Genomic DNA, 15,520 nt, shown 5'->3' on the forward strand with positions numbered 1-15,520 from the left:
TCCAGCCAAAAGTAGAGTTTTCTGACCTTGCGAGCTCACAGCGAACTGCTCGGCGAACTGCCGTGGCGTCAAATCACCGAGCGAGCTATGAGGTCGAAACATGTTATACTCCTCGCGCCACCTCTCTATTCTTTCTCGAACGTCCTCCATTGACAAGAACCAATTCACGTCCAGGCATTCATCCCGAAACGTTCCATTGAATGACTCGATCATCGCGTTGTCACCGGGCTTGCCGGGCCTAGAGAAATCCATCGTGACTCCATGTTCATAGGCCCACTTGTCCAAAACCTTAGAAATAAACTCACTCCAATTGTCGCATCGTAAGCGATCAGGAACGCCTCGCTTCTTCACGAGCCGCCGCATGACCGCGACGACTTCCGCTCCCGTGATGTTTTGTCCGGCTTCAATCGCCAGGCACTCACGACTATAATTGTCCACTACCGTTAACGCCCGAAACCGCCGACCATTGAAAAGACTGTCCACGACAAAATCCATGCTCCAACACGCGTTTGGATACTCCACCACGGGCCGATCCATCCGACGGCTCCCCGTCACATGTCGACGGGGACGTCTGCGGCGCAAGTTCAGACTCTCCTCGCGGTAGATCCGATACACCCGCTTGTGATTGACGCACCAGCCCTCACGCCGTAGCAAGACATGAATGCGAAGATATCCGTACCGGACCCTCGTCTCCGCAATCTCCCGAATCCGCATCCGCAAAGCCACATCGTCTCTCCTGCGTGACCTGTACCGATGTGACGCCCGCCATATCTCCACCACCGCACATGCCCGCCGCTCACTCACCCGATACGCCTCTTGCAGATGCTCCACGCGCTCTCGCTTCTGGGCTGGCCTCAGAGCTTTTTTGACAGCACATCCTGCAACATCTGCTTATCCAGGCTCAGGTCCGCCACCATACGCTTCAGCCGACGGTTCTCCTCCTCCAGCTGCCTCAAACGCCTGAGCTCCGAAATCCCCAACCCCCCGTACTTCCTCTTCCACCGAAAGAACGTCTGCTCACTGATCCCCACCTTCCGGCAAACCTCCACCACTCGAGTCCCCGTCTCAGCCTGACGCAAAACAAACGCAATCTGCTCCTCCGTAAACTTCGACTTCCTCATGGACAAAACCCCCTTCCAGAGACAGAGATTTTGCCAGAAAACTCACATTATCAGTGGACCATCTTTGTGGGGGGACGTCCTCTGGGCCTCCCCCTGCAAGGATGACGGCTCTACCGCGGGGATGGCCAGTGACCCGGTTCAGGCACATATCTGCGTCCAGCAGCGCACTCAACCGTCCTCCAATAATCAAGGGGCGCAAGGTCTGAATGACGAGGAATAACAACGTAAGATCCATGAGAAAGAGCATGAGGAGGATGAAAGGATTTCCAAATGCCGAGTCAGAGGCTTGCTGCGTTGCTTCACCTGCTAGTTTTGTGAACATCGTGCAAAAGGAGGAACTGTCATCTGAGCAGCCCCTATCGACGTAGTTCATATTGAACCCTGAAAAAGTGCTTGTTGCGAAAGGCAAGAAACTCGAGAGTGTCGACGCCGACAAAGCTCGGTCCGTTCATCACAAGACCATCATATTCGTTCCCGGGAACATGATCCAATGCGATTGTGAGCTTCTTGCCCGGATAAGCGCCGTACGCCAGATGGTCGCCATCAGGGCTGAATACGAGAGAGCCACGTTCTATCCCGTTGTAGGGCGGTCCCTCGCTGCCATCCAGCACAACTCGCCATCTCCCATTCTTGCAGGCCGAATATGCCACTCGTTGACCATCTCGACTAAAAAGCAGAGAATCGGAAGGTATGTTGTCGTATACAGGGCCGGGCGTCCCATCGATGACCGCGAAATGTTCCTCACCCCGGGATCCGACGTACGCCAACCGATGACCTGTGGGTCCGAAAAGCCATGATCCTTGCACTATGCCGTCACAACTCTCGTCCTCGTTGCCATTAACAACAATGAGACACGTGTTGCCTCGTCGAGCCATAAAGGCCATGGTGCTGCTGTCGGGGCTGAAAGCGAGTGTGTCCTTGCCAATGCCGTCATATTGCTGCTGCGCCTCGTTGTCGAGGATGACGGTTTCTTTTCCGTTGATTTTCGCAACGTATGCTATGTGCTTGCCGTCTGGACTGAATGATAGAGAATCGAGAGCCTCGCAGGCTGGGCCTGGAACGCCACCTGTTATGACGTAGTCTTTCTCACCTTTCCTGACGGCGTAGATAACACGCTTGCTATCAGAGCTGAACTCCAATGAGCCGATGCTATCGAATGGGGGGCCGGCTATTCCATCAATCACCATATACCTCTTGTCGCCTGCACCGAAGCCGTAGGCGATGCGCTTACTGTCCGGGCTGAATATCGGCGTGTTGGCAAAGAACTCAACGTTGTCGTATTCAGCGATGGGCTTGCCGTCAACGATCATGAAACACTTGCTTCCCTTCTTGGCGCCATATCCGAGGCGTGCCCCATCTGTGCTGAAGGAAATCGTGTTCTGTGCAATGACGTCATATTCGGGTCCCATCTGCCCGTCAAGAACCAAGGAGCACATGTCCCCCTCATAGGCTATGTATGCGATATGTCGCGAGTCGGGGCTGAAGAGCAACAGTGTCCCTGTACCCTCGTGCCAGGATTGTGGCGCGCCCTCCACCACTGCCGACCATCTACTGTTCCTGCTGCAGGTATATCCGAACCTGCTTCCGTGGGGACTGAATATCAGAGACCGCTCACCAAGGGTATCGTGCGGCGGCTGAGGTTGGCCATCGAGAACCACGACACTCTTTCTGCCAACGAGCGCAGCATATGCCATTCGCTTGCCATCCGGAGAAAACTGCAGGGATCCATCGAAGATTCCATCATACCAAGGTCCCTCTTTGGCATCATATACGACACACTGTTTGCGATAGTCATCGATCACATACATCATATGGCAGCCATCGCGGCTTGTGACAGCCTGCTTGAGGCGCTCATGGAGTTTCCCCAAGTCCTTTTCGATGATTTGATATGTGCCCGACTGCGTTGGATCGGATTCGGTTGACCTTCGAAGTGACCGCCGAAATAGGTCCTTGATACTCATCCTTGCCTCCGTTTTCTTGATCGGTATGCTACTCCCTCATATCACGCTCTGGGTCGCTCCGCTTTCTTGGACAACCCTCAGAGTCATAAGCCTCATTTCACGAGAGCCTCTTCAAGTTCTAGGTTAGTGGCAAATTGCTGGGGAGTCAAGTTCTCCAAAACGCTTGACGCTACCACGAGCTGTGGGCGAAGTTCGTTGTACTCCTCTCTCCAGTGGTCGATCCTCTCCCGAGCTTCTTGTTCTCCTGCTCGAGCAACTTCAACCATCTCAGCTCGCCCAGGCCCATGCCCGCGCACTTCCTCTTCCATCGGTAGAATGTCTGTTCGCTGATACCCGACCGCCGGCGAATCTCCTCGACCGACCTATCGCTCTCGGCCTGACGGCGAGCATAGGCAATCTGCTCCTCCGTAGAACGCTTCTTAATGAGGGCCTCCCGGAAGGTTCTCATTACATGAGATTTTGCGCGTTGAGAGTGTCCAGATCATTGGGAGCAGATCAGTCGATTAGACCGGCAGAATTGAGGGAGAGTGTCTATTAGTTCTTGGTGGGGAATGCCTCATTGAGCTTGACGATCTATAGAGGTCATGCAACAATATCTACTGTCAGGCATTCATCCCGAAACGTTCCGTTGAACGACTCTATCATCGCATTGTCCGTGGATTTGCCCGGCCTCGAGAAGCCCATCGTGACGCCATGCTCATAGGCCCATCTATCCAACACCTTCGAGACAGCGGACTTAACGACCAATGCCCTGGTGAGTTCCGGGAGCACATATGTGCTTCGCAGCTAATCTATGTCGAAGGTTACCTGGACGTGAAGAGCTCATCGAAGTCAGCGAGACGGTGAAAGCGGTTGTCCTAATCTCTCGCACACTTACTTACGGCAACTCCCTAGGTGCCCGTGGTGCCACAATCTTTGCCGTAAAGCTTCGCGGTTGTTGGGTATTCGCCAGCCAACTCGGGGTACTTACCAAGCAGCGCCAGGACCCGGCGACGAAGAGCGAAACGGTCATTGAGGTCAAGAAGTCGCCAGGCTTCGGACTTGCGCTCACCCGATTTCTTAAGCGCGTCTTCCACGTAGAACAGCTCAGTTCGAGCCACCTCCAGATCAAGATCAACCGTCGTCTTTCCTGCAACCATGGTGGTTCTAACAAATTCACATGCCTTTGTCTCTGGAGCCCGCAAGACATCCAACGGCAGATCATCCTTTCTGATGCGGGTTTGCCCACGTTGGTTAGCATAAATCACAGCCCTTTCAAGCGCGGCTTTCAGTTCACGGACATTTCCAGGCCAGCTAAACTGCTTCAGCACCTCGAACGCCTCGTCCTCGATGTCACTCACGCGGGTGCGGCCCTGGCGCACAAACAGACACAGAAGATGGCGGGCGAGAGCAGGCAGGTCGTTCAGGCGTTCGCGCAAAGGTGGCAACGAGATCTCCACGCTTCTGAGACGATAGTAGAAGTCTTTGCGAATTCGCCCTTCGGCAACGGCTTGTATCAGGTCGCGGTTGGTCGCGGCCACAATCTGAACGTCGACTTTAATCTCGTGAGTGCTTCCGGCCCTGGTGAACGAGCGGTCTTCGAGAAAACGTAGCAGTTTAAGCTGCAGCTGTTCCGGTAGATCGCCGATCTCATCCAAGAAGAGGACCCCGCCACGCGCCTTCTCAATGAAACCAATACGTTTTTCTTTCGCATCCGTGAACGCCCCCGCTTCATGTCCGAACAATTCACTTTCGATGATGCTAGGATTGAGTGACGAAATCGCCACCGGTACGAAGGGTTCGGCGGCCCGCCAGCCATTCCGATGAATCGCCCGGGCCACCATCTCCTTGCCTGTTCCCGTCTCCCCCGTAATCAATACTGTGACATATCCATCCTGCGCCACCAGTTGAATCAGTCGCTTCGCCTCCAGCATTGCCGGCGTCTCCCCAATCAACTCCAATGGCTCAATCTGCCGAAGGCGTTCTTCCAGTTGGGCGACCTTGCGCGAGACTCTGGCATTCTCTACTGCCCGATTCAACCGCTGCCTCAGTTCCTTAATGTCGGCTGGTTTCTTCACAAAGTCCACCGCACCTAGGCGCATACATTCAATCGCCGTGTCCATGTCACCATAAGCACTGATCATCAGAATCGGAATCTCAGGACGTAACCGTCTGAGCTCTTTCAGCAGTTGAACGCCAGTGGTGTTTTCGGACTCGTCAAGCCGGATATCAAGTAGGACGATATCCGGGTTTTGCCCGAGCGCTTCCAGGCCCTGAGTCGAATTTGCTGCGCATATGACCTCGAAGTCGTTCCGCAAGGCCCGTTGCATTGCTGCGGTCAGGTTCGCATCGTCATCTACTATCAGGAGCTTGAGGTTCGATCCATTCATGGAAATTGACATGTTTCATTCCCGACAGTCCCAGATCGATCTATTGCCGCTTATTCGTCTTTGACTGCCTTAGCAATGGCCGCCAAACTCAATCCGCCCAGAACACCAAGGAACGAAAGCACCGTGATGCATTGAGCTAACGCCACCCAGTTGTTGCGTGGCCCGAAGGAAGATGCCACAGTAGTTGTTTCGACGCTCGACTTACCTTCGATCGTTCGCGTTACACTGCGAAACTGAGTCGAGTCGCACGGACACGTTGCCGCCGGATGATGCGGCAACATGCTGACGGCGGGGAACATAGAAATGGCAAACCATCCAAGGATCAAAACGGTCACGGCTACAATAATAACCGGATATACGCGAAAAAACCAAATCGGGTTGAAGCTCGGCCGCCGCTTTCGGAACTCAGGTTTATCGTTGGCGGGAATTTTCTCTAGATCTTCCTCGAACGTAGCTCGGCGTTGCACGAAGCTCCAGTGGTCCAATTTGAGCAATAGCCAGGGAAGGCCGTATGCTAGGATTGCCACCCACATCAGGCCAATCCACCCAACAAGGTTTATGCATCTAACCATTGTTTATTCCTCCTGCTTTGCGCGCCTCATGTCCCGGTTTACTTCCGAGACACCAGTGTGTACAGATACGCTATGAAGATACCAAGATGGACGAATCCAATCAGAGATATGAACACCGTCAAGCATTGCGCTGCCGGGTTTAATGGCTGCCCAACCGGCGTGTGACCGAGGAACAGAACATACGCATTGGTAATGTGCGGATAGGAGCAATTCGGTTGACACGCGAAGTTAGCTTTCAGCGCCCAGCTCAGGATGCCAAGAATCAATGGCCATAGTGCCACTGCAAGGACAAACAGCGGGAATGAAGCCAGAAGCGTCTCTATATACCAGCGGATCGGACGCAGCGAAATCAGCAGTGGATGTTTGAGAAAATAGGATTCGCGATTCAGCTTCCGCAGCCGCTTCAGGCAGGATTGCTCTTCGTCGAACTGACCATAGTGATTGAAAATCCGCATGATCTCAGTGACGACGCTCATCTCTGCGTTAAGCGCCGAGCGTCGTCGAACTGAGGGACTGAACCACCGCGCACCGGCTTTCACCTCTTGCTCCACTTCGTGCAACCTGTTCTTGACGTCAATGTTGTATTCCATCCCTTGAAACATGCACTCGGCTTTCACCTCGAGCTTGTGCCGGAGAGCAATCGCCTCCAGCGAGGTCGTTGGAGTTCGGTACCCGAGTAGCTCCTGTGCCTCAAGAGCGAGAAGCGCTCCATGGATGCAGTCGGGAACGGATTGGGCCGTTTCGTAGACTCGCTCGGCGCGCTCGATCAGGGAATCAGCAATGAACAGCAACCGCCCGGGTGCGCTGTGTGAGCCTGACCGCCCAATTGTTGGGTGGCAGGCGCTCCATTCCCTGTTGCGGCGCTTCCAGTAATCGCGTAGAAGCCCGCTCTGCGCTAGCAGCCGGTACATTCCCGCGCATGGCTTGTAAACCACCTTTACTGTCTTTCCACTAGCTTTGAGCTTCTTGATGTGCATCCTGTTTTGTTCATGCCAGATCGTGTACCTGTGTCCGACAGTAACGAACACTCGACTGGTTACCCGTCCCAGCGCTCGATAGACATCATCCCTGTATGCCAAATTGGAAAGCCCGATATCCCTCTCGCCGAGAAGGGAAGTCTCCGATTCCAACCCGGACCGATCTGGAAAGTTGAGGAAGAAATCTTCAAATGTAAATGAAGCTATCTGTCTATCATCGCGAAACGACGATAGCCCCCGCAGAGTTGTTACGATGTAGCACCGATAGCCCAAGCGAAATGAAAGGTAGGCATGCAGATACGCATAGGCTTCCTCATCGTCAATGGAAGCTCCAATATCATCCCGCTTCATTGCCCCGAAATGAGGTACCAATCCTCGAGTGTTATCATCAATCAGGACCTGCTGTCTAAGGGCGTCCCTCGTACCTTCCGGATCGAACATAGGTGAGATGGGAGCGGCCCCGCAGAGAAGACGTCGAGCCAATGTAGCAGAACCATCCCGCACCTCGCTCACGGGTTGGAAATGATCGCTAGTACGAGGAAAAACCCATCGAATCTCGGGAAAGGCTGAGATTAACATAGCCCCCAGAGTCTGGACCGGATCACCCGACTCGACCAGGAGATTCTGTTTGATCAGCTCATCTTCTGAGAACCCGATCTCCAACAACGCAGTCGAATTGCGCAGGATGGACGCTGGATGTTTCTCGAGGGCATTGGAGATCTGTCTAAATGTTCCCAGGACGTCCCCGTGAGGATCATCCGAAACGAGAATGCCACACGTCTCAACGCTGGAACCATGGCGAAGGTGTCGACGCAGGCTGGCAGTCAGCGAAGCATTCGCAGATACTACGAAGATTTTCGCTGGGTAAAAACTCATTCTCTATACGTCTTCTGCTATGCGGACTCCTGATCCTGCTTCTGTGAGTCGTCTTCGGTCATCGGGGCATCCAAGGCGATGTCAATAGATGCAAGCCATTCATGCAACAGATTACCATTTCGTAACTGGCCCATGAGCGCTCGATCATCGCCGCACCTGAGGTGATTCAGCAGTTGGTTGATGCAATCCTTGCCCTGCATTTCCAGTCTTGTACGTTGCTTGAGCGGGACCCCAATGCTCTTGAGTATGTTGATCACCTCGTCAACTCTGTTCTGCCATCTGACATCCCTGTACTGATCAACAATGTTCAACCAGTCATCGGGGCTGAACGTCGTCCCACCGTTCTTAGTGAGAGATGCACTCATACTCTGGAAGTCAAGGTCCGCCGAATAGAAGAGCCTGGCGATCCGGTGTTTGGCAATTGACAGTCTTCTGCTCTCGACCTCTTGCTTCCTTGCCCCAAAGAAGCCGTCAAGTGTCTCCAGTGCGGCTTCGAATTCATTGGGATCTGTCGCGCGGGCCACCTGCTTGATTGCAAGGGCAAGGTAATTGAACTGCTCCAAATGAATCCCGCTGTAACTCCCGGTAATTCTGTCCTCAGGAAGCGAAAGAACTCGGACGACATCGTCCACCGTATTCCCCGCTCCGACATGACATACCACCTTCACCGTCGTCTTGTCGCCGCCGAGCAAACTTGTCAGAAAATCTCGAACCTTGTCGCTCTTAAGGAGTTTATCTCCCCTGATGCAAACGACCGACGTGGCGCTAACTCTTTCTGCAATACGATCTATCTCCTGGTCGTCGAAGTTGGCCCGATCCGTGAAGATCCGCCTATTTCCCTCATCAAGTCCCCAGACTATTACCAGAGCCCCGTCGAGCAGCTCACGAATCTCCCTCTCCATGACCTCAATACCGAAAATCCTGGTTATAACAACGTACTTCATCGCGCTAGTCCACCCTTGGCTGTCGTCAGCGCCTTAACCAAGTGGTACTTGGATATGTCGTCGATCAGATTGGCCTTAATGACCGAGAAATCGAGAAATGGCCATTCCTTCTGCACATGCTTGATGAAAGGACCGCGCCCGGAGGTCACAACAACGTGTCTACCGGTCTCATAACCTCCCAGATACCACTTCGGCTCGGATGCCCGGGGAGCGATCCATTCATCTACTATCCCCTGGTGAATAACAATGATGTCGAATTCTCTGGCCTTTTCTTCCTGAGTAAGACTATTGAGCACTGCCCAGCCCCTTCTCCGCAGAGAAGCTGACTGGTATTCCTGCAGTGCCGAGTCACGTACGGCGTTCTCGACCGGTTTTGAAACAAACAACGGACCGCCGGAACCATCAAAATCAATGCTCAAGGGAATGTAGATCCCAAGGTTCTTGCGAAAATGCTCCATCCTGTCATTGTCGATCTTGCCGGCGTCAATGAAACTCTCAGCAACTCGCTCATCAATAACCAGAACTTTGGCAAGAGCCGTCTCAAGCAGCGACAAGATCAGATAGTCTTTCAAGAATGGGTCTTTGGGAGGTGAGCTCAGTAACGCAAACAACTTGAGCGCCTTCTCGCTGTCCCCGGTCAGGCTATGATGGATGGCCAGATGTTCCATGCTGAAACCTTCGTTTTTGAATACACTACTTAATACTTCATGATTGTCATAAACGACAAGAGTCTCATCATTCCCTCGGCAGACATGCTCGGCAATAGAGTTGACCTGTCCGCCTGCCGAGCAGTATGCAAGCTTCTTCAGCAGTTTGGACTCGTCATCAGTCAGCACAACGTCGAGATGCACCAAGTCCTCCAATTGAGTCATCCCTTGCCAGCGATTCGCGATTGATTCCCGGGCACTCCCGTCGAAGGAAATGACAATGTGATACTTTCTCTCGGGAAGGTCACTCCTCTCTTGTCTTCCCGCTCGCCAAGTCTTAAACCAGTCCTTGTAGCTTGATAGGATGAAGCCCTTCCAGTCTTCCTCCAATACCTGTGCTTTCGTGAACTGCTCCGGGACATCATATCCATCAAGAACCCGGTAAGGCCAGAACCATTGAGGCCATGCCTTGCTCTCCTGGTTCTTTGCCATTTTGTCACTGAGTATGGTCAGAGCATAGCATTGGTTGGAAGACGCCAGGCTGCCTTGAGAGTCAGCCTTATGGATGCCCAATTTCGCGGGAACAGCCCTTACCCTGGGGTCCACAATCAGCAGATTCTTGGGCATCTCCAGGTAGAACTTGTACGTAAGCCGATCCTTTCTATCTTCATCCGCCCAAATGTAGTACCGCGTCTCCGCGTCCTCACGTACATACAAGGAATCCGCAGATGACCCTGCTAAGAGTCTTGCACATTCTTTCATCTCCACTATTCCCATGTTCTCGTAGTTGGGCGTCCCTGTCGTCTCGTCAATCACTGGTTTTCGTATCATATCGTTGATCTTTGCAGCGAGCGCTTTGCCTCCACGCTCTATGTTTGGACTTAGATTGTCGAAAATCTCAACCCCCCAGCCTCCCTTTTCCTCGTCCAAAGTGCAGTTGATGAAAACTCTTAGATCTTCTTCTTTCTCTCCGTATTTCGCAGAATTCCGCATCACGTTCTCCAATATAGTGTAGAAAGCGTGACATCCGGTCCTTCCTCGAGGGATACCGACGAGAAAGTCCTCAACAGGAGCTTCATCTAACCCAATGGGCTGCTTCTCGCTATAGTACTTGTACCAAGCTATCGGCTCGCTCCTCCCGTCATTGATTGTCCTTGATGCTAGTTGCCCATTCATGACAAAGTGAATGTTGCCACACGAATACCCGTGACTTCTGACAAGCCAGTCGAGCAGCGGAACGTTCTGCAAGAATCCGTTGAGTAGCTCACCATAGAACCAGACGCTCTCCGTGGTTCCAGCCCACCCTGCAGTAACTCCCGCAATAAAGTCCATCCTCTCCTGAAGATAGCGGCTGAACAACTTCATCGAGCTACCGTATGAAGAGTCACTCATGTTCACCCCGGCCAAAACGTGACTACCGATGTTATGCGACATGTTGCGGGCCATGATGGCGGCGACAGCGGAACGTAGCGATTGCTCCAGAACCCTCTGCTTGTCGATCATGACCTGCGGTATGGCGAAAACACTGCTCACCATATGCTGAAGTAGCCTGTCGACGGGCGCGTCGAGTCGTTCGCGTAACACAAGAAAAACCCCTCCAATTGGCGTGCCCGTGAAGATAAGGCAGGGGTACGTAACTAGCCATTTCCAATCTTCGGGGGCAACGAGGTCGAAAACCAACAGTACCCTGAGGAAGCGTTTCACTTCGCCCTCGGTTCGTTCTATCCGGAGATTGCACGTGTCTTTTAGCTTCGTCTTGAATTCGGTGCAGAAAGCCGAGACTTGAGAGACCATTTCCTCCTCAATAGGAGAGAGGTACCATTCCATGACAGAATCTATCGACTCCTTTTCACCAAGAACTCGATCACGGGCTTCATATCGGGGCCGGTGTTTGTTCATCCAGTCTGCTATCTCAGAGTAGACTTCGGGCAGCTCCAGTTGGCACACAACGGAAGCCTCGGCAGGGGGTAAACAAAGTTCTGGTGGTATTACATTGCGATTTCTGGCCAGAGCAATGATTTTTCTATTCCATGGATCGGTCAGAAAAAGCTGGGTGACTGTGTGAACACGATCGTTGCCGGGCCTTAATAGCCAATTCCTCACAACTCTGCCAAAGAAGATTCTGTCTCCAGGTTTGTAATAGTCACTTTGGAGAAACTGCGTCGCACAGTGTGACTCAGTGAGAGGGTCCCAGAAATTAACAGAGCCCCACATCATGTCTGGTTTGGCCTTATCTCTTGAACACACATTGAGCATTCTTATGATGGGAGCAAATATCCAGTACAGAACGGGGCAGGGCATCGACATGTCGAGTCGAGATGTCTCCGATTCCTCCAGATTTAGGAGCCCCTTCAGGACGGCAGAAATAAGTTCACGGTTTTCGAGGAACTCGCGGATTTTTCTTTCCCTTATCGCATGCTGAAAGGTGCTGCCCGAGAAGAAGGCCTTACTTCTGGCAAATGCCGCACTAGACAACGAGGTCAGAAACTCCAGGTCTTCGCATAGAAAACGCTTCGCTGCGCCGAGGGAGCGCTTTTCGTATTCCTCCACACTAGCGGCTGGGAAGCGCGTCCTGATTCGCCCCCTGAGCCTCGACTCAGCCAACTCGCTCTCCATTGATAGTGGAACATCCTTTGCGGGGAAAACGCAATCCCTGCTGCCACAAAAGTAAGCATTCGCCACGCACGGACAGAGGGGCACTTGCGCCTTGCTGCATGCTTCGACAACGGGTTGAAGCAGTTCTTCTTGCAGTTCCCTCTTGAGAACCTGCATCCTGAGTCCATCACTTCTCTGCCGCGGCTCACCTTTCTCGTTGGCCGTGAAAAAGGTGGAGTACTCACTAGCTACACCGTCATTCCAGTACCTCAACTTGTACTTAACATCGTCGTCAAACGTCATCACGTTGCTGATCACCATCATTTCGTCGCTAACGTCTGAAGAGGACTTCGCGAAGATTTCTGCGTACCTTCCTACAGCTTCCCGGATGTCCTCGACTGTCTGTCCTGGCAACTCATCTCTTATTCTCGGAATGATCGGATCGAGTCGTAATCTAACGGGAACGTGCAACGATACCAGTTCGGCAATGGCCGAGAATCGCTCGGACGCTGGAGGTGCCTCGCTATGGAAGATGCCCTCCGCCGCTGGGCCAGCGGACATTGATGGAATGGTCACTTCAACTACAAGCGGAGTCTTTTGTGCGACCGCGGCGTATTCAGGGTCAAGAAAGATCTGGGGGTTCTGTGTGATGACCACCAGCGGGAAGCCATGGTGGGCCAGAGTCTGCAGTACCGACAGGGCATATTTGTGGTCCGTCTCAAGAGGCTGAAATGGATCTGTTGAACATGAGACCATCACTGGGAGTTTGGGCAGGCCCAGACCTGTTGCGGTCTCGATATCCTTTTTGAGATACTTGGCGATGTCTCGACTGAAAACCCTTGGCTCGTGGGGATGATTGCAGACATAGCAAAACCTGCACTGAAAAGCACAGCCCCGGTACACGTTGACTCGCAGACGAGCCGGACAGCCGACGCCAAACATGTGAAAGGCATCAAGAACACGGAGATTTGCTTTTGTGTACCCGGCCATGATTCGAGCCGCATCGCCGATACTGCCGGGTACTGCAGATCTCTCAGCTGCTCCGCCAGTGCAGTTTTCATCGAGTGAAGGACCGTTTTCTAACATTCCATTCCTTCCGTACCCGTGTCCATTTGCAGACTGGATCGGGCTGTCTGTTGACCTCTCTCAGAGCGGGATAGGATGCTAACCGCTTGTGGCTAGCTGACTTCAGTTTCTCGTTTGCAAAGCTGAAGTACTGATGCATCAAAGGTTCAGCGGGAGCACGCTAAGGTTCCTTACTGCGTCGGCCAGAAGCAGCTCGGTCGGAGAGACAGTACTTCGTGTTTTCCTTCCTCCGAAATCGGAGACCTGCCCGTCCTGCAAAACGTCGTCCCTCTTCTCTTCTGAAGGCTGTAGGAGGATACGATGTGAAGTTCTCTTGTTTCGTTCGCCTTGGCAGAACGTTAGTCATGGTCATGAAGTCCCCCGGAGCACAACGGCCTTTGGAGCACTTCGCTTCCGATTATCGCACATTGGCAGGCGAGAGCTTTCCTTTGTCGAGTTTCACGATGCTGAGCGGGAACTTGATGTTCCTATCGCTTCTCACACTGAGTGTCCCCATGGCGCCAGGATAGTCCTTCAACTCCATGAGCCCGTCTTTGATCTCTTGGGCACTATACCCCTTGTTCTTCATAGCTGTCGCAACCATCATCATTCCGTCATACGCGAAGCCGGCGAAGACATTGGGATCACTATTGTACATCTTGTGGAATCTCTCAATGAAGGCTCTTGCGGCGGGTTCCTGGGAGTCCAAGCTGAAAGCAGGACTGGTGAAATACGCCCCTTCAAGGCTACCAGCAGAGAGCGCAATGAAAGCAGGAATTGACATGGCCATAGGGGCGGCCAAGATACCCTTGTAACCTAGTTCGCGTAACTGCTTCGCGAGAAGCACGCCTGCCTTGGTATACCCAATAATGTAGATTCCCTCCGGGTTGTAACTCTTGGCTTTCGCCGCAATGTTCTTGAAGTCCCCCTGATCCAACGTATAGCTATCTGACCAGACTATGTTCCCACCGTAGGTCTGAAGGGTACTCTTCAGAGCCTCGAAGGAGCCGATACCAAAATCATCATTGCAGTATAGAGCGACGATGTTCTTCAGCTTCAATGCGTGCATCATGAAATCACCCATTATGAGCGCTTCATCATCGCTGCCTGGATGATCTCGTACGACCCACTCGCTTTGTTTCGTAATCCCGGGGTAGGAGACGGCTATGAGCATTGTCGGAATCCGTGACTTCAAGGTAAGAGGCACGACAGCATTCGCCACGGAACTTAGGGCCGAGATGATCACTGGGACTTTGTCAACGTCTGCGAGTTTCCCGAAAGCGGTCACGCCATCCTTCGCCTGACCCTTACTGTCCTCGAATGAAACCTCTATCTTCCGACCACTCACACCACCATTTTCGTTGATCTCTGCTTGTGCGGCCTCGATGCCCTTCCTTTGCCACTCACCGATGTCGGAAGTCGGACCTGTTAAGGGCAATATGGCACCAACCTTTATGGTGCCGGACTTTCCAGTGCAGTTCAAGCCAATCACCGCGCTGCAAAAAACGAGGAGAGTCGCACCGACCAGATACCACAGTTTCTTGTTCTTCACGTCCCACTCCTTTTCTTGAGAAGAGACTCCCCAGAGTCAGCAAACTGTTTGTTCGCTGATCCTAGGAAGAGCTGTTCCAGTTTCCCATTCGTAAGCCACTCGCTGGGTCTCTTCGTTTCCATGGCTAACCGACCGCTGGCAAGAGCAACCGCATGTCCTACCACAGTGAGCGCTTCTAGCACGTTCTGCTCGACCATGATAATCGCAGTGCCCCAATCTTTGGCGACTATTGTCACTTTGTCAAGCATTTCGTGCACAAGTTTCGGGGAAAGCCCGGCCGAAGGTTCGTCCAGAAGCATTAACACCGGTCGGCGCACGAGCACCATGCTAAGCGCCAAAGCCTGTCGCTCCCCACCGGACAGAACGCCGGCCCGTTTCCCCAACATCTCTCTCAGGTTCGGAAAGAGTTTCAAAACCTGCTCCACATTCTTTTTCAGTTCAGCCTCGTTCAATGATATGCCGGCCGTGCGCAGATTCTCGAGCACGGTCAAACTGGGGAAGACCCGGCCGCCTTGCATGAAATAGCCGATTCCGACCCGCGCGCGCTGGTGGGCCGAGAACCCGGTGATATCAGTGCCATTAAATGATACTCGGCCGGTTGAGGGCTCGAGGAATCCGGCGATGACTTTCAGTAGAGTGGATTTGCCCGCACCGTTGGGGCCGATGAGGGCAAGGAGGTCACCGCGGCTGACTTCAAGTGTGATGCCGCGAAGGATCTCCTTCTTGCCATAGCCGGCGCGGATGGACTCGATCCGCAGAATCTCCTGGGAGGAGGGACGTGGGGCGAAAGGGACGTCCGGCGTCACGGAATGTGGATTGTCCGTTGCGGGTTGTTTCATGT

Annotated in this window: 10 protein-coding genes and 2 pseudogenes; 1 reads left to right on the top strand and 11 read right to left on the bottom strand. The window is 53.0% G+C overall.

All coding sequences use genetic code 11. The features are described 5' to 3' along the window. Together NTX17_00845 and NTX17_00850 are read right to left on the bottom strand one after the other, a co-directional pair. A protein-coding gene (locus tag NTX17_00845; protein MCX5799926.1) for an IS3 family transposase occupies positions 1 to 1,121 on the bottom strand; the annotation gives its coding sequence in 2 pieces (ribosomal slippage) (positions 1 to 869 and positions 869 to 1,121; 1,122 coding nt annotated over the 2 pieces). This gene is flagged as partial in the annotation. A 356-nt stretch (positions 1,122 to 1,477) separates the two neighbouring features. Next, positions 1,478 to 2,557, bottom strand: coding sequence for a hypothetical protein (locus tag NTX17_00850; GenBank protein ID MCX5799927.1), 1,080 nt, complete (start codon positions 2,555 to 2,557; stop codon positions 1,478 to 1,480). A 150-nt stretch (positions 2,558 to 2,707) separates the two neighbouring features. Between NTX17_00850 and NTX17_00855 the strand changes: the two genes are divergently transcribed. Further along, the gene (locus tag NTX17_00855; GenBank protein ID MCX5799928.1) at positions 2,708 to 3,043 is read left to right on the top strand and encodes a hypothetical protein; all 336 of its coding nucleotides are present in this window, start codon (positions 2,708 to 2,710) and stop codon (positions 3,041 to 3,043) included. A gap of 268 nt (positions 3,044 to 3,311) precedes the next feature. Here the strand turns inward: NTX17_00855 and NTX17_00860 are convergent. The 9 genes and pseudogenes from NTX17_00860 to NTX17_00900 form a co-directional block, all read right to left on the bottom strand. Further along, positions 3,312 to 3,530 (bottom strand): annotated as a pseudogene (locus tag NTX17_00860) (transposase). Between the two features lie 155 nt (positions 3,531 to 3,685). Beyond that, positions 3,686 to 3,811: pseudogene (locus tag NTX17_00865) on the bottom strand (integrase core domain-containing protein). 161 nt (positions 3,812 to 3,972) lie between these two features. Further along, positions 3,973 to 5,463, bottom strand: coding sequence for a sigma-54 dependent transcriptional regulator (locus NTX17_00870; GenBank protein MCX5799929.1), 1,491 nt, complete (start codon positions 5,461 to 5,463; stop codon positions 3,973 to 3,975). A 38-nt stretch (positions 5,464 to 5,501) separates the two neighbouring features. Continuing rightward, a complete protein-coding gene (locus NTX17_00875; protein MCX5799930.1) occupies positions 5,502 to 6,023 on the bottom strand; it encodes a hypothetical protein in 522 nt (173 codons plus the stop codon). A gap of 38 nt (positions 6,024 to 6,061) precedes the next feature. Next, a complete protein-coding gene (locus NTX17_00880) occupies positions 6,062 to 7,876 on the bottom strand; it encodes a hypothetical protein (GenBank protein MCX5799931.1) in 1,815 nt (604 codons plus the stop codon). A gap of 17 nt (positions 7,877 to 7,893) precedes the next feature. Next, the gene (locus NTX17_00885; protein ID MCX5799932.1) at positions 7,894 to 8,820 is read right to left on the bottom strand and encodes a hypothetical protein; all 927 of its coding nucleotides are present in this window, start codon (positions 8,818 to 8,820) and stop codon (positions 7,894 to 7,896) included. Beyond that, on the bottom strand, positions 8,817 to 13,148 hold the full coding sequence (locus NTX17_00890) for a radical SAM protein (protein ID MCX5799933.1): 4,332 nt from the start codon (positions 13,146 to 13,148) through the stop codon (positions 8,817 to 8,819). Before NTX17_00890 ends, NTX17_00885 begins: the two co-directional genes overlap by 4 nt. A gap of 397 nt (positions 13,149 to 13,545) precedes the next feature. After that, complete coding sequence (locus tag NTX17_00895) at positions 13,546 to 14,679, bottom strand: ABC transporter substrate-binding protein (GenBank protein MCX5799934.1); 1,134 nt, start codon at positions 14,677 to 14,679, stop codon at positions 13,546 to 13,548. Then, positions 14,676 to 15,518, bottom strand: a complete 843-nt coding sequence (locus tag NTX17_00900; GenBank protein ID MCX5799935.1) for an ABC transporter ATP-binding protein — start codon at positions 15,516 to 15,518, stop codon at positions 14,676 to 14,678. The genes NTX17_00895 and NTX17_00900 overlap by 4 nt, the downstream gene beginning before the upstream one ends. Positions 15,519 to 15,520 lie beyond the last annotated feature (2 nt).

This window comes from Candidatus Eisenbacteria bacterium (genome assembly GCA_026388185.1).
Classification (GTDB): Bacteria; Eisenbacteria; RBG-16-71-46; order JAFGJU01; family JAFGJU01; genus JAPLKG01.

Bases quoted from the DNA above. Each gene is read 5' to 3' on its own strand.
- NTX17_00850 (MCX5799927.1), bottom strand. From the start codon at position 2,557: ATGTGCTCCTTGGTTCTTGACGGGCAGATGGGACCCGAATATGACGTC.
- NTX17_00875 (MCX5799930.1), bottom strand. From the start codon at position 6,023: ATGGTTAGATGCATAAACCTTGTTGGGTGGATTGGCCTGATGTGGGTG.
- NTX17_00900 (MCX5799935.1), bottom strand. From the start codon at position 15,518: ATGAAACAACCCGCAACGGACAATCCACATTCCGTGACGCCGGACGTC.
- NTX17_00880 (MCX5799931.1), bottom strand. From the start codon at position 7,876: ATGAGTTTTTACCCAGCGAAAATCTTCGTAGTATCTGCGAATGCTTCG.
- NTX17_00885 (MCX5799932.1), bottom strand. From the start codon at position 8,820: ATGAAGTACGTTGTTATAACCAGGATTTTCGGTATTGAGGTCATGGAG.
- NTX17_00890 (MCX5799933.1), bottom strand. From the start codon at position 13,148: ATGTTAGAAAACGGTCCTTCACTCGATGAAAACTGCACTGGCGGAGCA.
- NTX17_00870 (MCX5799929.1), bottom strand. From the start codon at position 5,463: ATGTCAATTTCCATGAATGGATCGAACCTCAAGCTCCTGATAGTAGAT.